Consider the following 19,817-nt stretch of genomic DNA (forward strand, 5'->3'; position numbering starts at 1 on the left):
TTCATCAAACTGCTGTTCATGCCGATAAAGTTCCTCATATTGCAGGGTTATTATTCATAACGAGTAGTTTAAGCCCAGGGAATGTCATTAAACCAGCAATGGATATCTGTTATGAGTAGCCGTTTTTTCGCCTCGGTGCTGGCCCGCCTCAAGCAACTTACCCAGTCCAAAAGCGACGCTCAGCTGGCCCGAGCGCTTGGTATAAGCCCGCAGACACTGAGCAGCTGGAAGGTACGCGAGAGCATTCCATACTCATTATGCGTAGATATGGCCCGGCAGCATGCCTGCTCGCTGGACTGGCTGCTGATGGGTGAGCGCGAGCGTACCTTGCACACAAGTGAAAGCTGGGAAGATGACATCCTCGAACGTTTGCGCAGCCTTTCATTCGCCGACCGCGAGGCCACGCTGCTGTACATCAAGGACAAACAGCGCATCCAGGAGCTGGAGAAGAAACTGGATGCACTCGCCTACCGTGTGCCGGATACCTCCGAAGGCTAACTGCGACGGCGCCAACGCTGCACGATTTCACGAAGGTCCACCGAGTCCAGCCACACCATGACCTTGAGGCTGATCGGGACCACCACGACCGCCGCCACGAAAGCAGCCATGCCCCGCGAAAGCATGGGGGCCAAAGCTTGCAACAGCGGCTCGAACAGGTAGCCCACGCCAACGGTGAGAAGGGCCAGCAAGGCTTGCTTGCCCAACGTAAGCCGCTTGCGCGAAACGATGACCAGCCGATCACGTGCCGCGCTGACCAATAAAGCGCCCAACACTGCACCGAAAAGCACCCGCCCGTCGCGCTCGAGCCACTCAACAACGCAGGACAGGGCACCATCAATCAATGCGACTTCATTCATGAGTGCCTCACTGCTCTGCAAGCATGCCGTAGCGAATGGCCTTGATCACGGCGGCGACCCGCGTGGATACATCGAATTTGCGCATGATGTTGCCCACATGGAAATTTACCGTCGACTCCTGGCACTGCAGGATCCGACCGATTTCCCACGAACTCTTGCCATAGGCACACCACAGCAATACCTGCTGCTCTCTGGGGGTCAGGCGAATAGGCGTATCCGCATGGCTATCTTCGATCTGTTGCGTGTTGGCACTCATCACCGAACTCCAAAAAATCATCGCCAGTTCACGTCAGCTATCAGGCTGACGCGGTAGGACTCCACCTTACGAATCCCAAAACACGTGTTCCATTCATACGGTTTGTAAATCGCCGTCCTACACACCCGTCCTCAAATGGCTGCTTTCAATTAAGTGAAACTCTCCGTGCTCTGCACGGCGTTTCGCTCGTCACAACGCCGTTGCCTGCCCTTTTCACCTGGAGTTGTACGATGCGCCCCGTGTTGCCCCCCTCACCTTGCCTTGGCCTTGTGGCCCTTTTCACAGTCGCCCAGCACGCGTCAGCTGCACCTGCGGTCGAACTGGGCGAAGTGCTGATCAGTGACGAAGCACATAGCGAACTGGAAGACGCCCGCGCGCGCCTGCAGGCAGTACCCGGCGCCAGCAACCTGGTGGACATGCAGCGTGTGGGGCAAGGACGGGTGGCCAGCAACCAGGACGTGCTGGCCTACCAGCCGGGGGTGTTCGCACAGTCTGCAGGTAACGATGGCATCAAGCTGTCCATCCGCGGGTCAGGCATCAACCGTGCGCCCGGAGCCCACGGCTCAGGGGTGTACACGATGTTCGACGGCCTGCCGCTGACCGGCCCGGGCGGTACACCTTACGAGCTGTTCGAGCCCCTGTGGCTGAGCCGCGCCGAAGTGCTGAGAGGGGCCAACGGTTTCGATCAGGGCGCGCTGGCACTGGGTGGCGCAATCAACTATGTGACGCCTACCGGTTACGACGCCGCGCCATTGCAGGTGCGGTACGAGGCCGGCAGCCGCGGCTATCAGCACAGGCACGTCAGCTCGGGTCAGGTGTTGGGCAACCTCGACTACTACGTGGCCCTCACCGATTCGGAATACGACGGCTACCAGGCGCACAGCAGCGGCAGCGCCAAAGGCATCGCCACCAACGTGGGTTATCGCTTCAACCCCAACCTGGAAACGCGCTTCTACCTGCGCTACCGGGAAACCGAGAATGAGTTGGCCGGGCGCCTGACCAAGGACCAGATCAAGCACGACCCACGTGCCGCAAACGCCGCCTACCTGGCGCGCGACGACAGCCGGCCGCAACCGGGCAGTACCTGGGTGGCCAACAAGACCACCTTCTACCTTGAGGACGATGCCCGGGTGGAAGCCGGGCTGGTGTACCACGACTTCCCCATGGACCTGCGCGAAGGCCCGATGCGCCTGAAGGTCGCCTACACCGATGTCAGCGGCACCCTGAACTACATGCGCCGCGACACCTTGCTGGGCCATCAGAGCAACACCACCGTGGGCTGGCGAACCACCAAGCACCTGCCCAACAGCGGCGCCTCGCAGTTTGCCCGTACCACTGGCGACAACTTCGGCGCACGCAGCCGCGACTTCAGCTATCAGGGGTCGGATACTGTCCTGCATGTCGGCAACGATCTGGAGCTGATCCCGGACCTGTGGCTGACCACCGGCCTGGCGATGATCTATACCCGCCGTGAAAGCGCAGTCACCTATCCACAGAACGGTGGCAAGGTCAGCCAGCATGACTGGGACTACGCACCGCGCCTGGGCCTGCGCTACGACATCAACCCGCAACTGCAGGTGTATGGCAACCTGAGCCGGTCCGTCGAGCCACCCCACCCATGGTCACTGATCTGGAGCTCCACGGTCGCCACGCAGCCGATCGAACTGCAAAACCAGACAGCCACCACGCTGGAACTGGGCGCGCGCGGCGATTCGGCCCTGGGCCGCTGGGACCTGGCCTGGTACTACTCGCAAGTGCGCCATGAACTGTTGGCCGTTGAAATCGAGGCAGGCCTCCCGGCCAAGGAGGTCAATGCCAGCGCCACCGTGCACCAGGGCGTCGAAGCCGGCCTGGACAGCACCCTCTGGGAGCACCCTGGTACTGGCAAGCTCAGCTTGCGCCAGGCCTACACGTTCAGTGATTTCCACTACCGGGACGATGACACCTTCGGCGACAACCGCCTGCCTGGCATTCCCATGCATTACTACCAGGCCGAACTGCGCTACGACTGGCCAAGCGGCTTCCATGCCGGGGTCAACACGCAGATGGCGTCCAAGGTGCAAGTCGATTACGCCAACAGTTACCACGCCGACGCCTACGCCCTGCTCGGTGCGCGCCTGGGCTGGGACTCGCCGAAACAGGACTGGCAGACCTGGCTGGACCTGCGCAACCTGACCAACAAGCGCTATGCGGCGACGGTAACGCCGGGGTACGACGATGCAGGGCAAGACATTGCCCGGTCGACGCCAGGGGAAGGGTTTGGCGTATACGCCGGGGTTTCGTACAGCTTGCGTTGAAACGCTGCAAGGGCTGCGTGGCAGCCCCTATTGAGGCAACTGCACCTGCGGCTTGGTCGCGGCGAAAATCCCCCAGCTCGACATGAACAGCGCCGCGATCAGCGGCCCGATCACAAACCCGTTGAGCCCGAATACGGCCAACCCACCCAAGGTGGACACCAGGATCAGGTAGTCGGGCATACGCGTATCCTTGCCCACCAGGATCGGCCGCAGCAGGTTGTCCACCAGGCCAATCACCAGCACGCCAAACGCGGTCAGGATCACCCCTTGCAAGATCGCCCCGGTCAACAGGAAATACGCCGCCACCGGCGCCCAGACGATCCCCGCGCCCACTGCCGGCAGCAGTGACAGAAACGCCATCATCACCGCCCAGACCAGCGCGCTGGGAATATCCAGCACCCAGAAGATGAAACCACCCAAGGCGCCTTGGGTGATCGCCACCAGCACATTGCCCTTCACCGTGGCGCGCACCACACGGTTGAACTTCAACTGCAGGCGGCGCTTCTGGTGCTCTGGCAGCGGCACGGCCAGGCGTACCCGCCGCGCCACGTCCGCGCCCTCACGCAGAAAGAAGAACAACAGGTAAAGCATGATGCCGAAACTGATCAGAAACTCGAAGGTGCCCTGGCCGAAACTGAAGGCCTGGGTGGCCAGCATCTCGCTGCCCTGGGTGGCCCATTTGGTGATCTTGTCGCGCAGCCCCTCCAGGTTGCCCATGCCCATGCTGTCCAGGCTGTGCTGCATGAAAGGCGGCAGCATGTTCATGCCGCGCTCGACATAGCCGGCGATATCCAGCTGCCCGCTCTCGATCCGCTGGTAAAGGGTGGCGCCCTCCTGCACCAGCAAGGCGCTGGTGATGATCACTGGCAAAATGGCCACCAACAGGCAAATCAGCAAGGTGGTCGCCGCCGCCAGGTTACGCCGCCTGCCAAAGCGCATCAGCAGGTTTCGCTGCAGCGGCGCGAACAGGATGCCGAGGATCACCGCCCAGAAGATGGCGCCATAGTACGGCAGCAGGATCCAGCCGAAGGCAATGGTCACCAGCGCCAGCAATACTGCCAGGGCCTTGTTCTGCAAAGCGGTTTGGTTCATGGCGGTTCCTCGTGAGTGCTGGACATTAGTGCACACCACTTTGGTAAAAGTGCCATGCCCACCTTGATTCAAATCAATACGCGCAACGCAGGCCGGCCTTAGCATCCGCGCCTTTGCCCGGTGCGCACATGAACATCCCCGCCAAGCCTGAACTGCTGGCCCCTGCCGGCACCCTCAAGACCATGCGCTATGCATTCGCCTACGGCGCCGACGCGGTCTACGCCGGCCAGCCCCGCTACAGCCTGCGGGTGCGCAACAACGAATTCGACCATGCCAACCTGGCGCTGGGCATCCAGGAGGCCCATGCACAGGGCAAGCGCTTTTACGTGGTGGTGAACATCGCGCCGCACAACGCCAAGCTCAAGACCTTTCTCAAGGACCTGGCGCCGGTGATCGACATGGCGCCCGATGCGCTGATCATGTCCGATCCCGGCCTGATCATGCTGGTGCGCCAGCACTTCCCGCAGATGCCAGTGCACCTCTCAGTACAGGCCAATACGGTCAACTGGGCCAGCGTGCAGTTCTGGCAGCAACTTGGCCTGAGCCGGGTGATCCTGTCGCGGGAACTGTCGCTCGAAGAGATCGGCGAAATCCGCCAGCACGTGCCTGACATGGAACTGGAAGTGTTCGTCCATGGCGCCCTGTGCATGGCGTACTCTGGGCGCTGCCTGCTGTCGGGTTACCTCAACAAGCGTGATGCCAACCAGGGCACCTGTACCAACGCCTGCCGCTGGAAGTACAACGCGACTCCCGCTACCGAAAACGCTGCCGGCGACATCGTGCGCGAGGTCGAGCCGACGCTGGGCCTGGGCGCACCGACCGATCAGGTGTTCCTGCTGCACGAAAGCAATCGCCCCGGTACAGAAATGCCCGCCTTCGAAGATGAACACGGCACTTACATCATGAATGCCAAGGACCTTCGCGCCATCCAGCACGTCGAGCGGCTGGCTGCCATGGGTGTGCACTCCCTCAAGATCGAGGGCCGCACCAAGTCGCACTTCTACTGCGCCCGTGCGGTGCAGTCGTACCGCCAGGCCATTGACGATGCCGCTGCCGGGCGCCCCTTCGACAGGGCTCTGATGGACAACCTCGAATCGCTGGCCCAACGTGGCTACACCGAGGGTTTCCTGCGCCGCCATGTGCATGACGAGTACCAGAACTACCAGCGGGGCAATTCGCTGTCCGAGCGCCAGCAGTTCGTCGGCGAACTGACCGGTGCACGGGTGGACGGCCTGGCCGAGGTCAAGGTGAAGAACCGCTTCGCAGTAGGCGATCATCTGGAGCTGATGACCCCGCGCGGCAACTATCATTTCGACCTGCACAACCTGTACGGTCGTCAGCAGCAGGCCATCGACGTGGCGCCCGGGGACGGCCATGTGGTCTACCTGCCGATCCCGGAGCAGGTAGCGCTGGAATACGGCTTGCTGATGCGCGACCTGTGCCAGGACGAACTGGCTGACAAAGGTGTAATGTCCAGTTCAGCCAGCTGACAGTTGCTGGCCGATAGCATGCCAGCGCACATCGCGCCTGCAAGCCGCCTGCGCTATCCTGCAGCTCATTTGCATGGCGGGCGGGGCGCCTGCCTACCCATAGGAGTCGTTCGACCATGCTGCATAAACACCTGATCGCACTCGGCCTGCTGGCCATCACCGGCCTGGCACAGGCTGGCGAGACCATCGACGTCTACCGCGACCCCAACTGTGGCTGCTGCAAGGCCTGGATCAGCCACCTTCGTGACAATGGCTTTACCGTCAACGACCACGTCGAGCCGAACATGAGCGCCGTCAAGCAGCGGCTCGGCGTGGCGCCGCGGCTGGCTTCATGCCACACCGGGGTGATCGACGGCAAGTTCGTCGAAGGCCACGTCCCGGCCGAGCAGGTGCGCCTGCTGGCCAAGCGCAACGACCTCAAGGGCCTGGCCGTGCCTGGCATGCCGGTGGGTTCGCCAGGCATGGAAATGGGTGATCGCAAGGACGCCTATCAAGTCATCGGGGTAACCCGGGATGGCCAGGACACCGTAGTCGCCAACTACTGATGCTGAGCCTCTGGGCGCTGTTTCTCAGCGCCTTTGGCGCCGCCACATTGCTGCCGCTGCAATCGGAGGCGGTACTGGTGGGCCTGCTGCTGCGTCAACCCGACGCCTGGCTGACCCTGTTGCTGGTCGCCACCCTGGGCAACGTGCTCGGTTCGGTGGTCAACTGGTTGCTGGGGCGGGCCATCGAACACCTGCGCGACAAGCGCTGGTTCCCGTTCAGCGCTCGTCAACTCGAACGCGCCCAGCAACGCTATCAGCGCTGGGGGCAATGGTCGTTGCTACTGAGCTGGATGCCAGTGATCGGCGACCCGTTGACCCTGATTGCCGGGATCATGCGTGAGCCGTTCTGGCGTTTCGTGCTGCTGGTCACGCTGGCAAAGGGCGGGCGTTACATGGTCGTAGCCGTGATTACCCTGGGTTGGTTTCATGCCTGGTAACACCTTTAACGTTTAAGGTGCCTGTGCGGCTGCTAAAGTCGCCAATTCCTACATGGTCCTACACGGAGTGCCCCCATGCTACGCGCAACCGCCCTGGCCTTTGCCTGCCTCATCGGCGCCCCCGCCATCGCCGCCGAATCACCCACCTACGGCAAGCAGCTCGAAGGCTTCAGCTACCCCCACCCCCTCAAGCATTTCGACTTCCAGTCCCAGGGGCAGAGCCTGCAGATGGGATACATGGACGTGCCTGCCAAAGGCCAGGCCAACGGCCATAGCGTGGTGCTGATGCATGGCAAGAACTTCTGCGCTGCCACCTGGGAAACCACCATCGATGCGTTGAGCCAGGCCGGTTACCGAGTCATCGCGCCCGACCAGGTCGGCTTCTGCACTTCAAGCAAGCCGGGGTATTACCAATACAGCTTCCATCAGTTGGCCAGCAACACCCATGCCCTGCTGGAGCAGTTAGGCGTCAAGCAAGCGATCATCCTCGGCCATTCCACCGGCGGCATGCTCGCCACCCGTTACGCGTTGATGTACCCGCAACAGGTCGAGCGCCTGGCCATGGTCAACCCGATCGGCCTGGAAGACTGGAAGGCCCTCGGCGTGCCCTACCGCACGGTGGACCAGTGGTATGCCCGCGAACTCAAGCTCGATGCCGACGGCGTGCGTGAATACGAGCGCAAGACCTATTACGCCGGGCGCTGGAAACCTGAGTACGAGCGTTGGGTACAGATGCTGGCGGGGCTGAACAAGGGCCCTGGGCATGAAGCCGTGGCGTGGAACTCGGCACTGATCTACGACATGATCTTCACCCAGCCGGTGTACCACGAGTTCAAAGACTTGAAGATGCCAACCCTGCTGCTGATCGGCGACCAGGACAGCACGGCCATTGGCAGTGACATCGCACCGCCCGAGGTCAAGGCGCGGCTGGGCAAGTACAAGGAGCTGGGGCCGCACGTGGCCAAGCTGATTCCACAAGGCGAGCTGGTGACCTTCGAGGGCATGGGGCACGCGCCGCAGATCGAGGAGCCACGGCGCTTCAACAACACCCTGATCGAGTGGCTTGGGCGCTGAGGATATGATGGGGCGCATTGGGTGTCGGGGGCTGCCGGGGGCATGCCACGGGCATTTGCTGCGCCCTTTGGATTGAACGCCGCCCTCGCGGCGCATCGTGCCCCCCCGCGCATTTGTTGCAGCGCGCCACTGATGATAGGCGATGGTTACCATGCCTTGCCTGGTGGGTGCGATTCATCGACTGGCGCAATGAAAATTCCCTGCTAAATTTTCATGAAAATAATCATAAAAAATTTCATGAGGCCAAGGCATGTTCAAGCAATCCGCCCAGCACGTCGCCAGTTATTACGCCCGCACCTACCCTGCCAGCATTCCCCTGCGCCCTACCCTGCAAGGCCGGCACGACACCGACGTGATCATCATCGGCGCCGGCTTCAGCGGCCTGCACACTGCCCTGCGCCTGGCCCTGGCGGGTAAGCGTGTGACCCTGCTGGAAGCCAGCCGGGTGGCCTGGGCCGCATCCGGTCGCAATGGTGGCCAGGCGCTGCTGGGCTGGTCGTGCGACATGCCGCCCATCGAGAAAGCCTTGGGCGTGGAACGCAGCCGACGCCTGTGGGACAGCATGTGCTGGGCTGCCGACGAAATGCGTGAACTGCCGCAGCGGCACGGCTTCGATATCGATTACCGGGCCGGTAGCCTCTGGACCTCGGTGCTGCCACGCCGGGTGAAAATGCTGGAACAAGCCCTGCTTGATGCCGAACAGAAATGGGGCTACCAGGCCCTGCGCCTGATCGGCCGTGACGAGTTGCCCCAGTGGATCGACAGCCCGCGCTACCAGGCTGCCCTGTACGACGCCAAGGGCGCGCACCTCAACCCGCTGAAACTGGCCCAGGGCTTGGCCAGCGCGATCGAGGCTGCCGGCGGGCAGATCTTCGAGCAAAGCCAGGTACTCGACTACCAGCAGAGCGCCAATGGCTATATCGCCCGCACCGACCATGGCGAAGTGCACGGCGAGGTGCTGGTGCTGGCCTGCAACGCCTACATCGACCGCCTTGACCGCAACCTGTCGCGCCGGCTGCTGCCGGTGGGCTCCTATCAAGTGGCCACCACGCCACTGGACGCGGATTTCGCCCGGTCGCTGCTACCACGCAACAGTTGCGTGATCGACAACCAGTTCGTACCGGACTATTTCCGCCTCACCCCGGACCACCGCCTGCTGTTCGGCGGCGGCTGCACCTACCTGGGCGGCATTCCCAAGGACGTGGCCAGCGCCACCCGCCCCTACCTTGAGCGTGTGTTCCCACAACTGGTGGGCGTTGCCATCGACTATGCCTGGGGCGGGCATATCGACTGCAGCATCCAGCGCACCCCGGACATCGGCCGCGACGGCCAGCGCTACTGGCTGCAGGGCTTTTCCGGCCATGGCGTGCTGCCAACCCTGGCAGCGGCGCGCGCGGTCAGCGACGCGATCCTGGGCGACGACGACCTGCTGGCGTTGTACCAGGGCATCGACAATGGCCGTTTCCCGGGCGGTGACCTGTTGGCTGCCCCGCTGGAGGCCGCAGCCAAGGCCTGGTACCGGATGCGCGATCATGTCTGAAGACGCCCAGGGCCTGGCCCTGCTGATTCGTGGCCTGCGCAAGCACCGCGGGCTGACCCTCGGCGAGTTGGCGATCAAGGTCAAGCGCTCGCTGGGCTTTCTGTCCCAGGTCGAGCGCGGCCTGTCGCAGCCGACCGTGGCCGACCTCACTGCGATCAGCGAAGCGCTGCACGTGCCCACCACCTATTTCTACCAGGCCAGCCAACCGCGCGAACTCGACTGGGTCACCCGCCCCGGTGAACGGCGCACGATCTACTACGCCGAAGGCATCAGCGATGTGCTGGTCTCGCCGACCCTCAACGGCAGCTTTGCGATGCTCGAAAGCCACCTGGCACCCGGCGCCAGCAGTGGCGAGGGGCACCTGGACGACAGCGCCGAGCAAGGCGGTTTCGTTCTCGAAGGCGCACTGACCCTGTGGCTGGATGGCCACCCGGACGCCGTCACACTCGGCCCCAACGACAGCTTCCAGCTCCCTGCGCACAGCCATTTCCGCTACGCCAACCTGACTGACCAGACGACCCGTGTCCTCTGGGTCTTCCGATGAGAGCACAGCATGACAACAACGACAGGCTTTGCCGATCTGCTCAGCGAAGTACGTGCCTTCCGCGCCCGTTACCCCGAAGTACGCCACGTCGACCTGCTGAGCCTGGACATCCCCGGGCATTTCTACGGCAAGCGCTACCCCATCGACATGCTCGAAAAGGTTGCCGCCGGCTGCCCGCTGAAACTGCCGCAGAACTGCGTGCTGCTGGGCGTGCAAGGCGGGCTGTTCCCGATTGGCGACTACTGCTTCAACGACGGCGACCCGGACGCCCTGCGGCGCCTGGTGCCCGGCACACTCAAGCCGGTCAGTTGGGAGCGCGAACCGCTGGGCCAGATGCTGATCAGCTCCGACGGCACCGCCTCACCCATCGAGTTCGAGCCCAGGGAGGTGCTCGCCCGTGTGCTGCAGCGCCTGGAACGGCGCGGCATTCGCCCGGTGGTGGCGTTCGAGCTGGAGTTCTACCTGTTCGACCGGGCACTCAAGCAGGGGCTGCCGCAGTTCCCCCGCGACCCGTTCAGCGATGACGCGGACGACCAGCCCAACATGCACATCGAACGGCTGTCGCGGTTCAGCGACGTGCTGCGCGACATGGTCGAAACCGCCAACGCGCAAGGGGTCGACGCCAACGTCATCACCGCCGAGCTCGGCCCTGGCCAGTTCGAGATCAACTTCGGCCACTGCGACGACGGCCTGCGTGCCGCCGACTGGGCCGCCCTGTTCTGCCGCAGCACGCGTGGCGTGGCGCTCAAGCACGGGCTGCGCGCCTCGTTCATGAGCAAACCCTACCTGCAGGCGCCAGGCAGCGGTATGCACGTGCATGTCAGCCTGTACGACAAGGCCGGCAACAACCTGCTGGCGGCCGACCAGCAGCGCCCGCTACGCCATGCAGTGGCCGGTTGCCTGGCCTTGCTGCCGCACTGCATGCCGATATTCGCCGCCAACCACAATGCGTTTCGCCGGTACGGCGCCATGGTCAATGCCGCCAGCCGCGCCAGCTGGGGCTTCGAGGACCGTGATGCGTGCCTGCGCATCCCCGAGTCGGATGCTTGCAATGTGCGTATCGAGCACCGCCTGGCGGGGGCAGATGCCAACCCGTATCTGGTGCTGGCGGCCATCTTGTGCGGTATGGAGCATGGGCTGGATGCCGCGCTGGAGCCAATTGCGCCGCTCAATGACGATCGCGCCAGCGGGGTCGACTTTCCCAAGGACATGCCCAGCGCAGTCGCAGCCATGCGTGGGCACCCGGCCGTAAATGAAGGGCTGGGGGAAGAGTTCGTGATGGTGTATTGCGAGAACAAGCGCCAGGACCACCTGGCGTTCATGCAGGAGGTGAGTGCCCGCGAGTACCGGTGGTTCCTTTGAGACAGATACTGGCCTCATCGCCGGCTTGTCGGCGAAGAGGCCGGTACTGACAAGACAGAAAACTCTCCTATTCTGAATAGCTCACTCGGCAATCCCCCTGCACAGAGGAGACACGACCATGAGCTACGTGACCACGAAGGATGGCGTTCAGATCTTCTACAAGGACTGGGGCCCGCGCGATGCGCCGGTCATCCACTTCCACCATGGCTGGCCGCTCAGCGCAGACGACTGGGACACGCAGCTGTTGTTCTTCCTTGGCCAAGGTTTTCGAGTGGTCGCCCACGACCGCCGTGGCCACGGCCGCTCCAGCCAGGTATGGGACGGCCATGACATGGACCACTACGCCGATGACGTGGCCGCCGTGGTCGAGCACCTGGGTATTCAGGGTGCGGTGCATGTCGGTCACTCCACCGGAGGCGGCGAAGTGGTGCGCTACATGGCCCGCTACCCAGGCGACAAGGTGGCCAAAGCGGTGCTGATCGCCGCCGTACCGCCCTTGATGGTGCAAACGCCAGACAACCCTGGCGGCTTGCCCAAGTCGGTTTTCGACGGGTTCCAGGCACAGGTGGCGAGTAACCGGGCACAGTTCTACCGCGATGTGCCGACCGGCCCGTTCTATGGCTATAACCGGCCCGGTGCCGAGCCGGCCGAAGGGGTCATTGCCAATTGGTGGCGCCAAGGCATGATCGGCAGCGCCAAAGCGCACTACGACGGGATCGTGGCGTTTTCCCAGACTGACTTCACCGAAGACCTGAAGAAGATCCAGCAGCCCGTGCTGGTGATGCATGGTGATGATGACCAGATCGTTCCCTATGAAAATTCCGGCCCGCTGTCGGCCAAGCTGCTGCCCAACGGCACATTGAAGACCTACAAGGGCTTCCCGCACGGTATGCCGACAACCCATGCCGATGTGATCAATGCGGACTTGCTGGCCTTTATCCGAAGCTGACGTGATCTTCCGCGCTGGCCTCATCGCCGGCAAGACAGTTGCTCCCTCAGGACTATCACCGGTCTTGAGTACTGTGCAAAACCTGTGAGGGCGGGCTTGCCAAGCGAAGAGGCCGGCACTGGCAACGCATCCCGCCCGGGATTACCATGGTGCCCTTCTAGCGCGGCAGTTTGCCGCACCCTGCCTGCCTCCTGCCTGCCAGACACCCATGCCCTTCGAACTCACCGTAGAACCACTCACCCTGCTGATCCTCGCCCTGGTCGCCTTCGTCGCCGGGTTCATCGACGCCATCGCTGGCGGCGGTGGCCTGCTCACCACCCCGGCACTGCTCACCGCCGGGATGCCGCCACACCTGGTGCTGGGCACCAACAAGCTCAGCTCGACCTTCGGCTCGGCCACCGCCGGTTTCACCTACTACAAACGCAAGCTGTTCCACCCGGCGCAATGGCGCCCGGCCTTGTTCGCCACCCTGGTCGGCGCGCTGATCGGCGCGGTCGTCGCCCACTACATGCCGGCCGAATGGCTGAACAAGATGCTGCCGGTGATCGTCTTCGCCTGCGGCATCTACCTGCTGTTCGGGGGTACGCCCAAAGCGCCGCTGGATGCCGATGCCCCGATCAAGAAGAAGTGGCAGTTCCCGCAGGGCTTCACCCTGGGCTTCTACGATGGCGTGGCCGGGCCCGGCACCGGTGCTTTCTGGACCGTGAGCACGCTGCTGCTCTACCCCATCGACCTGGTCCGCGCCAGCGGCGTGGCGCGCAGCATGAACTTCGTCAGCAACATCGCGGCGCTGACGGTGTTCATCATTTCCGGGCAGGTGGATTACGTCGTCGGCCTGTGCATGGGCCTTTCGGTGATGGTGGGTGCGTTCTTCGGCGCACGCACGGCGATCAGCGGCGGCAGCAAGTTCATCCGCCCGGTGTTCATCACCGTGGTGCTGGCGCTGACCGTGCGCCTAGCGTGGCAACACTGGTTCGGGCAGGCCTGAACGCCTGGCGACATACAGATCGATCAGGTACCGGGCGATGGAGCGTCCGGCTGGCAGCGGTGGAAGGTCGTGCACGTTGAACCACCTGGCGTCTTCGATCTCGTCCGGCTGCATGACGATCTCGCCGCCGGCATACTCGGCGTGGAAGCCCAGCATCATCGAATGCGGGAACGGCCAGCACTGGCTGCCGACGTACTGGATGTTGCGCACCTCCACCGCCACTTCTTCGCGCACTTCGCGCACCAGGCAGTCCTCGGCCGATTCGCCTGGTTCGGCAAAGCCTGCAAGGGTGCTGTAAACGCCAGTGACGAAGCGCGGCGACCGGGCCAGCAGGATTTCGTCGCCACGGGTCACCAGCACGATCATGCTCGGCGAAATGCGTGGGTAGCTGCGCAGGTCGCAGGGCTGGCAGTACATCGCCCGCTCCCAGCGGATCTGCATCATCGGTTGGCCGCAGCTGCCACAGAAACGGTGCTCACGCGCCCAGGTGCCGATCTGCGCGGCGTAGCCAAGCACTTTATAAAGATCGAAATCACCTTCGAGCATGAATGCCCGCAAGCCGCGCCAGCCGCAACCGGGCACCTCGGCGGCGCTGCGCAGCTCCAGCAGGAACACCGGCTCGCCGTCGAAATGGCCGATGCCGTGCTCGGCCAGCACATCCAGGTCCTGGCGCTTGAGCCAGTCGCGGGGGAACAGCGCGCCATTGGCGTCCACCAAAAACCCTTCCGGGCTGCGGGCGACAGCCCAGCCCCCGGTGATCTGCGGGTCGAGTACTGCGCTAGTCCAGCGTGCTGACATGTCGGGGTTCCTTTACTGCGTCCCCCGGCCCGGTCAGTCGGCGAACGTCGGTTTCTGTTTGCTCATGTGCGCCGCCACAGCCACGCGCAAATCTTCGGACTGCAGCATGGCGGCGTTCCAGGTGGCGATGTACTCCAGGCCATCATCGATGCGATGGTCACGCATGTAGCTGAGCATCTCCTTGGTGCCCGCTACAGCGATCGGTGATTTTGCGGCAATCTCGCGGGCAATGGCAAAGACCCCGTCGAGCAATGCAGCATGATCATCATAGACCCGGTTGACCAGGCCGATGCGCAGCGCCTCGTCGGCCGCAACGTTACGCCCGGTGAAGGCCAGCTCGCGCATGATGCCGTCGCCGATGATACGTGGCAAACGTTGCAGGGTGCCGACGTCTGCGGCCATGCCCATGTCGATTTCCTTGATCGAGAACTGCGCGTCCGTGCTGCAATAGCGCATGTCGCAGGCCGACACCAGGTCGATGGCACCGCCAATGCAGTAGCCCTGGATGGCCGCCAGCACGGGCTTGCGGCAGTTGTCCACGCCATTGAAGGAGGCCTGCAGGCGCAGGATGGTACGGCGCAGCAGGCGCGCGTTGCGGCCAACGTCCTTGCCCATCTGGCCGGCCAGCGAGGCCAGCATCATCAAGTCGATACCCGAGGAAAAATGCTTGCCCGCGCCGCTGATGACCACGGCGCGCACCGCATCGGTGTCGTCGACCCACTGGAAGATATCGACGATCTCTTCCCAGAAGGCAGCATTCATGGCGTTGATCTTCTCAGGGCGGTTGATCTGCACATGGGCGATGTTGTCGGTCAGTTCGACCTTGAATGCGCTGTACTCGGTCACGGGCTGCACTCCTGCGGGGATAAAGGTTCACTGCGCGGATGTTAACCCAGCCTGGTTGCCGTACTTGTGCCAAAAGCGGGACTTGCCCGGGTTGCTCAGGCGCCTGCGACAGAGGTTTGCCCTGCACAAAAAAACCCATACAACTTTTGCCCCGCACACGCATCGAAACACAGGTAAGCTCTTCATCCCTTCCCAAGAGGTTTGCCATGGCGATGCGTACAGCCCTGATTGTTTCCTGCATGACACTGGCCCTGACGGGCTGCGCCGGTTCGAGCGATGAGCATCGTGCGCCACCGGCCACACAGCAGGTCGACCTGCAGCGCTACCAGGGCACCTGGTACGAGCAGGCGCGCTTGCCGATGTTCTTCCAGCGCAACTGCGTGCAGTCCGAAGCCAACTATGGCTTGCGCGAAGACGGTCGCATCGATGTGACCAACCGCTGCAAGGAAAAGGACGGCCAATGGAACGAGGCCAAGGGCATCGCCGAGGCGCAGCAGCCGGGCAAGACCGACAAGCTGTGGGTCACCTTCGACAACTGGTTCAGCCGCCTGGCGCCAGGCTTGACCAAGGGTGAATACTGGGTGCTGTATCACGACAAGGACTATCGCGTAGCGCTGGTCGGGCACCCCAACCGCGAATACCTGTGGCTGCTGTCACGCACCCCGGTCATCAACGACCAGACCCGCGAACAGATGCTGGCCATTGCCCAGAAACAGGGTTATGACACCAGCGAGCTGATCTGGCGGCAGGGCGATGATGCAGTAAAACCCTGATTCATCGACGCCCTGGTTCGCTCGGGCCAGGGTGAGCGCCTAATCAAACTTGGAGTCAGTCATTGGACCTGCTGTTTCTGGGCACCTCGGCCGGGGTGCCCACCAAGGCGCGCAACGTCAGCGCCACCGCCGTGATCGAAGCCAGCGGCAGCCACTGGTACCTGGTCGATTGCGGCGAAGGTACCCAGCATCAACTGCTGCATACCCCGTTGTCGGTCCGCGACCTGCGCGCCATTTTCATCACCCATGTGCACGGCGACCATTGCTTCGGCCTGCCGGGCCTGCTGGCCAGCGCCGGCATGAGCGGGCGCACGGCGCCGCTGGACCTGGTGCTGCCGGCCGCCTTGCACGACTGGGTGCGCCTGAGCCTGGCTGCCAGTGATACCTTCCTGGCGTTCGAACTGCGTTTGCTGGCGGTCGAGCAACTGGGCGAATGGCGCAGCGATACCCTTGCCGTCAGCACCGTACAGCTGTCGCACCGGGTGCCCAGCGTTGCTTTCGTGTTCACCGAGCTGAACCCCGAGCCGCGCCTTGACGTGCAGCGCCTGGCTGCCGAAGGTATCCCGCGCGGCCCGCTGTGGGGCGACCTTGCCAAGGGCCTCACGGTGGAGCATGCCGGGCACGTGCTGCATGGCCGCGACTACCTGCGCGCCTCGCGGCCGGCACGGCGGGTGATCGTCTGCGGCGACAATGACAACCCCGACCTCTTGGCCGAGGCGGCAAAAGACGTTGATGTACTGGTGCACGAAGCGACATTCACACAACCGATCATCGCCCGCACAGGTGTCAGCTTCGGCCACAGCAGTGCGGCAGCGGTGGCGCGCTTCGCCGAAACGGCCGGTGTGCGCAACCTGGTGCTGACGCACTTCAGTGCCCGCTATCAGCCGGACCCTCGGCGCAGCCCATGCATCGACGAGGTAAGGGAAGAGGCGCAGGCCCATTACAGCGGCAACCTGACCCTGGCCCAGGACCTGCAGCGTTACCATATCGGGCGCGATGGGTGCCTGGGCCGCGTCACGGGTACCTAGCAAATCCCAAGCGACATGATCGCGCTGTTCTCCATCGGTTTTGTGATCTGCGGGCCGGCGATGGGACGCTCAGGCATCAAGCCGCCAGCCGCCCGCTGGCGATCGCCTCCGACGCCGCCAGCATGGCCCGCAGCAACACCGCACAGCCCGCTGCCAGGTCTTGCGGGGTGGCGTTCTCGATTTCGTTGTGGCTGATGCCGTTTTCACAAGGCACGAAGATCATCCCCGCCGGCCCCAACTCGGCCAGGAAGATCGCGTCATGCCCTGCCCCGCTGACGATATCCATGTGCGGCAGGCCCAAGGTCTGCGCAGCATCGCGCACGGCATCGACGCAACTGCGGTCAAAGTACAGCGCTGGGAAGTCGGCCGTGGGGACCAGTTCATGGCTCAGCCCGTGCTTGTCACAGGTGGCCTCAATCACTGCCCGCACGTCGGCGATCATCGCGTCCAGCCGCTCACCTTCGAGGTGACGAAAGTCCAGGGTCATGCGCACTTCCCCCGGAATCACGTTGCGTGAACCGGGGTAGGCCTGCAGGCAACCGACCGTGCCACAGGCATGCGGTTGATGGCCCAGCGCCGCCCGGTTGACCGCCTCCACCACTGCCGCAGCGCCGACCAGTGCATCCTTGCGCAGGTGCATCGGCGTAGGGCCGGCATGGGCTTCAACGCCGCGCAGGGTCAGGTCGAACCACTTCTGCCCCAACGCCCCAAGCACCACACCGATGGTCTTGCCCTGGTCTTCAAGGATCGGTCCCTGCTCGATATGGGCTTCGAAATAAGCGCCTACCGGGTGGCCAAGCACTGCCCGCTGGCCGGCGTAGCCGATGGCAGTCAACGCCTCGCCCATGCTCACGCCCTGGGCGTCACGCTTGGCCAGGGTTTCCTCCAGGGTGAATTTGCCGGCAAACACCCCCGAGCCCATCATGCAGGGCGCAAAGCGCGAGCCTTCCTCGTTGGTCCATACCACCACTTCCAGCGGTGCTTCGGTCTCGATGCCCAGGTCATTGAGGGTGCGGATCACCTCAAGGCCCGCCATCACCCCGAAACAGCCATCGAACTTGCCCCCGGTGGGCTGGGTGTCGATGTGGCTGCCGGTCATCACCGGTGGCAGCTTGGGATTGCGCCCAGGGCGGCGGGCAAAGATGTTGCCGACGGCATCTACACTGACGCTGCAACCGGCAGCCTCGCACCACTCGACGAACAGGTCGCGGGCCTGGCGGTCAAGGTCGGTCAGCGCCAGGCGGCAGACACCACCCTTGGGTGTGGCACCGAGGCGGGCGAGGTCCATCAGCGATTGCCACAGGCGCTCACTGTTCACATGGCGTTCAGTCGATAGCAGGGCTTGTTGGGCTGCGGTCATGGGTCAGGCCTCCTCAGGCGTTTTTGTTGTCTGCATTGATCACAGGCTGCACTGGCCCACGCACCGCCAAGCCGCCCAGGGCGTAGTACAACGCCCCGCCAAGCAGCGACCCGGTGAACCAGCCATAGTCGTAGAACCAGCTGAAACTGCTGTTACCAATGGCCATCACGGTCAGTGCCACAGGTAGCGCAAAGGCGGCAAACCCTGCCCAGTTCCAGGCCGGGTAAACGTCATCACGGTACAGGCCGGCCAGATCCAGCTTCTGCCGACGGATCAGGAAGTAGTCCACCACCATGATCCCGGCAATCGGCCCAAGCAGGCTGGAGTACCCCAGCAGCCAGTTGGAATAGACACTCTCCAGGCTGATGTCGGAAACGATCCAGCCGAGTTTTTTCAGCAGCTCGTGGCTCATCAGCGCCAGGCCGATGAAGCCTGTCAGCCACACGGCGCGTGTACGCCCGATCAGGCGCGGGGCAATGTTCTGAAAGTCGTTGGTCGGCGAGACGATGTTGGCCGCGGTGTTGGTCGACAGCGTAGCGATGACGATCAGCGCCATGGCCAGTGCCACCCAGCCCGGGCTCTGGATCTTGCCGATCAGGCTCACCGGGTCGGACACCGTTTCACCCACCAGCGACGCCGAGGCGGCGGTCATCACCACGCCCAGGGAGGCGAACAGGAACATGGTCAGTGGCAGGCCGAAGATCTGCCCGAGGATCTGGTCCTTCTGGCTCTTGGCGTAGCGGCTGAAATCCGGAATGTTCAGCGATAAAGTGGCCCAGAAACCAACCATCGCGGTAAGCCCGGCGCAGAAATAGCTCACTACGCTCGCCCCTTCCGGGCGCTTGGGCGGCTGGGCCAGCAGCTCGGTCATCGACATGTGCGGCAACGCCCAGAACAGCAGGCCGAAGCCGACCGCCACCAACAGCGGCGCCGACAGGGTTTCGAGCCATTTGATCGATTCGGCGCCGCGCAACACCACCCACAGGTTGAGGGCCCAGAACACCATGAAGCCGATCACTTCACCGGTGCCACCGAGCGCTTTCCAGTCATCGAAGATCGAGCCCAGGAACAGGTGAATGGCCAAGCCGCCGAACATCGTCTGGATGCCGAACCAGCCACAGGCAACCACCGCGCGTATCAGGCAGGGTACGTTGGAGCCGAAGATACCGAACGATGAGCGCAGCAACACAGGGAAGGGAATGCCGTACTTGGTGCCGGGGAAGGCGTTGAGGGTGAGCGGGATCAGCACGATGAGGTTGGCCAGCAGGATCGCCAGCAACGCCTCGCCCACGCTCAGGCCAAAGTAGGCCGTGAGCACGCCGCCCAGGGTGTAGGTGGGCACGCAGATGGACATGCCCACCCACAGTGCGGTGATGTGCCATTTGTTCCAGGTGCGCTGGTGCACTTTTGTGGGCGCGATGTCGTGGTTGTAGCGCGGGCTGTCGAGTACGTCACTGCCTGCGGACAGCTCGAACAGGCCATCCTGCTCGATCACTTGCGATCTGCTCTGTTGCATGGGGCCTTCTCCAGATTTTTCTAATTGTCTGCTCATCGGGCTAACGCGATGGCCGGAGTACATAC

20 protein-coding genes are annotated in these 19,817 nt (G+C 63.3%); 13 read left to right on the plus strand and 7 right to left on the minus strand.

Translation table 11 applies throughout. From position 1 onward, the window contains the following. Window positions 1–111: 111 nt before the first annotated feature. On the plus strand, window positions 112–498 hold the full coding sequence (locus IWW33_RS02245; protein ID WP_196914180.1) for a helix-turn-helix domain-containing protein: 387 nt from the start codon (window positions 112–114) through the stop codon (window positions 496–498). Here IWW33_RS02245 and IWW33_RS02250 read toward each other — a convergent pair. Together IWW33_RS02250 and IWW33_RS02255 are read right to left on the minus strand one after the other, a co-directional pair. Continuing rightward, a complete protein-coding gene (locus tag IWW33_RS02250; protein ID WP_115275305.1) occupies window positions 495–857 on the minus strand; it encodes a hypothetical protein in 363 nt (120 codons plus the stop codon). The genes IWW33_RS02245 and IWW33_RS02250 overlap by 4 nt on opposite strands. A 7-nt stretch (window positions 858–864) precedes the next feature. Beyond that, on the minus strand, window positions 865–1,113 hold the full coding sequence (locus tag IWW33_RS02255) for a helix-turn-helix transcriptional regulator (protein WP_119688648.1): 249 nt from the start codon (window positions 1,111–1,113) through the stop codon (window positions 865–867). Window positions 1,114–1,343: 230 nt separating this feature from the next. On the opposite strand from IWW33_RS02255, the gene IWW33_RS02260 reads away from it, so the two are divergent. Further along, window positions 1,344–3,410 (plus strand): TonB-dependent receptor, encoded by a 2,067-nt coding sequence (locus tag IWW33_RS02260; protein ID WP_174141645.1) that lies wholly within the window; start codon window positions 1,344–1,346, stop codon window positions 3,408–3,410. A gap of 27 nt (window positions 3,411–3,437) precedes the next feature. Here IWW33_RS02260 and IWW33_RS02265 read toward each other — a convergent pair whose 3' ends face one another. Then, entirely contained in the window at window positions 3,438–4,502 is a 1,065-nt protein-coding gene (locus IWW33_RS02265) for an AI-2E family transporter (RefSeq protein WP_046787253.1), read from the minus strand. Window positions 4,503–4,630: 128 nt separating this feature from the next. Here IWW33_RS02265 and yegQ point away from each other — a divergent pair, with 128 nt between their 5' ends. The 9 genes from yegQ (at window position 4,631) to IWW33_RS02310 (ending at window position 13,431) form a co-directional block, all read left to right on the plus strand. After that, window positions 4,631–5,992, plus strand: a complete 1,362-nt coding sequence (gene yegQ, locus IWW33_RS02270) for a tRNA 5-hydroxyuridine modification protein YegQ (RefSeq protein WP_115275307.1) — start codon at window positions 4,631–4,633, stop codon at window positions 5,990–5,992. Between the two features lie 116 nt (window positions 5,993–6,108). Further along, on the plus strand, window positions 6,109–6,537 hold the full coding sequence (locus IWW33_RS02275; RefSeq protein ID WP_115275308.1) for a DUF411 domain-containing protein: 429 nt from the start codon (window positions 6,109–6,111) through the stop codon (window positions 6,535–6,537). After that, window positions 6,537–6,974, plus strand: a complete 438-nt coding sequence (locus IWW33_RS02280) for a YqaA family protein (protein WP_039604685.1) — start codon at window positions 6,537–6,539, stop codon at window positions 6,972–6,974. Before IWW33_RS02275 ends, IWW33_RS02280 begins: the two co-directional genes overlap by 1 nt. Window positions 6,975–7,049: 75 nt before the next feature. Further along, window positions 7,050–8,048, plus strand: coding sequence for an alpha/beta hydrolase (locus IWW33_RS02285; RefSeq protein WP_119688646.1), 999 nt, complete (start codon window positions 7,050–7,052; stop codon window positions 8,046–8,048). Window positions 8,049–8,298: 250 nt separating this feature from the next. Then, the gene (locus IWW33_RS02290; protein WP_174141644.1) at window positions 8,299–9,588 is read left to right on the plus strand and encodes an FAD-binding oxidoreductase; all 1,290 of its coding nucleotides are present in this window, start codon (window positions 8,299–8,301) and stop codon (window positions 9,586–9,588) included. Then, the gene (locus IWW33_RS02295; protein ID WP_012313746.1) at window positions 9,581–10,132 is read left to right on the plus strand and encodes an XRE family transcriptional regulator; all 552 of its coding nucleotides are present in this window, start codon (window positions 9,581–9,583) and stop codon (window positions 10,130–10,132) included. Before IWW33_RS02290 ends, IWW33_RS02295 begins: the two co-directional genes overlap by 8 nt. A 9-nt stretch (window positions 10,133–10,141) precedes the next feature. Then, window positions 10,142–11,494 (plus strand): glutamine synthetase family protein, encoded by a 1,353-nt coding sequence (locus tag IWW33_RS02300; RefSeq protein WP_174141643.1) that lies wholly within the window; start codon window positions 10,142–10,144, stop codon window positions 11,492–11,494. 118 nt (window positions 11,495–11,612) lie between these two features. Then, on the plus strand, window positions 11,613–12,443 hold the full coding sequence (locus IWW33_RS02305; protein ID WP_174141642.1) for an alpha/beta hydrolase: 831 nt from the start codon (window positions 11,613–11,615) through the stop codon (window positions 12,441–12,443). A gap of 208 nt (window positions 12,444–12,651) precedes the next feature. Further along, window positions 12,652–13,431 (plus strand): TSUP family transporter, encoded by a 780-nt coding sequence (locus IWW33_RS02310; RefSeq protein ID WP_115275313.1) that lies wholly within the window; start codon window positions 12,652–12,654, stop codon window positions 13,429–13,431. On the opposite strand, the gene nudC is transcribed toward IWW33_RS02310, so the two are convergent. Beyond that, window positions 13,399–14,229 carry an NAD(+) diphosphatase gene (nudC, locus tag IWW33_RS02315; protein WP_119688642.1) on the minus strand — a complete coding sequence of 277 codons (831 nt, stop codon included), beginning with the start codon at window positions 14,227–14,229 and terminating at the stop codon, window positions 13,399–13,401. The genes IWW33_RS02310 and nudC overlap by 33 nt on opposite strands. A gap of 33 nt (window positions 14,230–14,262) precedes the next feature. Then, a complete protein-coding gene (locus tag IWW33_RS02320) occupies window positions 14,263–15,075 on the minus strand; it encodes a crotonase/enoyl-CoA hydratase family protein (protein ID WP_174141641.1) in 813 nt (270 codons plus the stop codon). 206 nt (window positions 15,076–15,281) lie between these two features. Between IWW33_RS02320 and IWW33_RS02325 the strand changes: the two genes are divergently transcribed. Both IWW33_RS02325 and IWW33_RS02330 read left to right on the plus strand, forming a co-directional pair. Then, the gene (locus IWW33_RS02325) at window positions 15,282–15,848 is read left to right on the plus strand and encodes a lipocalin family protein (RefSeq protein ID WP_174141640.1); all 567 of its coding nucleotides are present in this window, start codon (window positions 15,282–15,284) and stop codon (window positions 15,846–15,848) included. A gap of 62 nt (window positions 15,849–15,910) precedes the next feature. Beyond that, complete coding sequence (locus IWW33_RS02330; protein ID WP_046787269.1) at window positions 15,911–16,876, plus strand: ribonuclease Z; 966 nt, start codon at window positions 15,911–15,913, stop codon at window positions 16,874–16,876. 76 nt (window positions 16,877–16,952) lie between these two features. On the opposite strand, the gene IWW33_RS02335 is transcribed toward IWW33_RS02330, so the two are convergent. Together IWW33_RS02335 and IWW33_RS02340 are read right to left on the minus strand one after the other, a co-directional pair. Beyond that, complete coding sequence (locus IWW33_RS02335) at window positions 16,953–18,236, minus strand: Zn-dependent hydrolase (protein ID WP_174141639.1); 1,284 nt, start codon at window positions 18,234–18,236, stop codon at window positions 16,953–16,955. Between the two features lie 13 nt (window positions 18,237–18,249). Then, window positions 18,250–19,752, minus strand: a complete 1,503-nt coding sequence (locus tag IWW33_RS02340) for an NCS1 family nucleobase:cation symporter-1 (RefSeq protein WP_046787271.1) — start codon at window positions 19,750–19,752, stop codon at window positions 18,250–18,252. Between the last annotated feature and the right edge of the window lie 65 nt (window positions 19,753–19,817).

Origin of the sequence: Pseudomonas sp. M2 (assembly GCF_015751845.1) — a bacterium.
GTDB lineage: Bacteria > Pseudomonadota > Gammaproteobacteria > Pseudomonadales > Pseudomonadaceae > Aquipseudomonas > Aquipseudomonas putida_E.

Excerpts from the sequence above, each read along its gene's own strand:
- IWW33_RS02245 (WP_196914180.1), top strand. The coding sequence starts at position 112 with ATGAGTAGCCGTTTTTTCGCCTCGGTGCTGGCCCGCCTCAAGCAACTT.
- IWW33_RS02250 (WP_115275305.1), bottom strand. The coding sequence starts at position 857 with ATGAATGAAGTCGCATTGATTGATGGTGCCCTGTCCTGCGTTGTTGAG.
- IWW33_RS02255 (WP_119688648.1), bottom strand. The coding sequence starts at position 1,113 with ATGAGTGCCAACACGCAACAGATCGAAGATAGCCATGCGGATACGCCT.
- IWW33_RS02260 (WP_174141645.1), top strand. The coding sequence starts at position 1,344 with ATGCGCCCCGTGTTGCCCCCCTCACCTTGCCTTGGCCTTGTGGCCCTT.
- IWW33_RS02265 (WP_046787253.1), bottom strand. The coding sequence starts at position 4,502 with ATGAACCAAACCGCTTTGCAGAACAAGGCCCTGGCAGTATTGCTGGCG.
- yegQ (WP_115275307.1), top strand. The coding sequence starts at position 4,631 with ATGAACATCCCCGCCAAGCCTGAACTGCTGGCCCCTGCCGGCACCCTC.
- IWW33_RS02275 (WP_115275308.1), top strand. The coding sequence starts at position 6,109 with ATGCTGCATAAACACCTGATCGCACTCGGCCTGCTGGCCATCACCGGC.
- IWW33_RS02280 (WP_039604685.1), top strand. The coding sequence starts at position 6,537 with ATGCTGAGCCTCTGGGCGCTGTTTCTCAGCGCCTTTGGCGCCGCCACA.
- IWW33_RS02285 (WP_119688646.1), top strand. The coding sequence starts at position 7,050 with ATGCTACGCGCAACCGCCCTGGCCTTTGCCTGCCTCATCGGCGCCCCC.
- IWW33_RS02290 (WP_174141644.1), top strand. The coding sequence starts at position 8,299 with ATGTTCAAGCAATCCGCCCAGCACGTCGCCAGTTATTACGCCCGCACC.
- IWW33_RS02295 (WP_012313746.1), top strand. The coding sequence starts at position 9,581 with ATGTCTGAAGACGCCCAGGGCCTGGCCCTGCTGATTCGTGGCCTGCGC.
- IWW33_RS02300 (WP_174141643.1), top strand. The coding sequence starts at position 10,142 with ATGACAACAACGACAGGCTTTGCCGATCTGCTCAGCGAAGTACGTGCC.
- IWW33_RS02305 (WP_174141642.1), top strand. The coding sequence starts at position 11,613 with ATGAGCTACGTGACCACGAAGGATGGCGTTCAGATCTTCTACAAGGAC.
- IWW33_RS02310 (WP_115275313.1), top strand. The coding sequence starts at position 12,652 with ATGCCCTTCGAACTCACCGTAGAACCACTCACCCTGCTGATCCTCGCC.
- nudC (WP_119688642.1), bottom strand. The coding sequence starts at position 14,229 with ATGTCAGCACGCTGGACTAGCGCAGTACTCGACCCGCAGATCACCGGG.
- IWW33_RS02325 (WP_174141640.1), top strand. The coding sequence starts at position 15,282 with ATGGCGATGCGTACAGCCCTGATTGTTTCCTGCATGACACTGGCCCTG.
- IWW33_RS02335 (WP_174141639.1), bottom strand. The coding sequence starts at position 18,236 with ATGACCGCAGCCCAACAAGCCCTGCTATCGACTGAACGCCATGTGAAC.
- IWW33_RS02340 (WP_046787271.1), bottom strand. The coding sequence starts at position 19,752 with ATGCAACAGAGCAGATCGCAAGTGATCGAGCAGGATGGCCTGTTCGAG.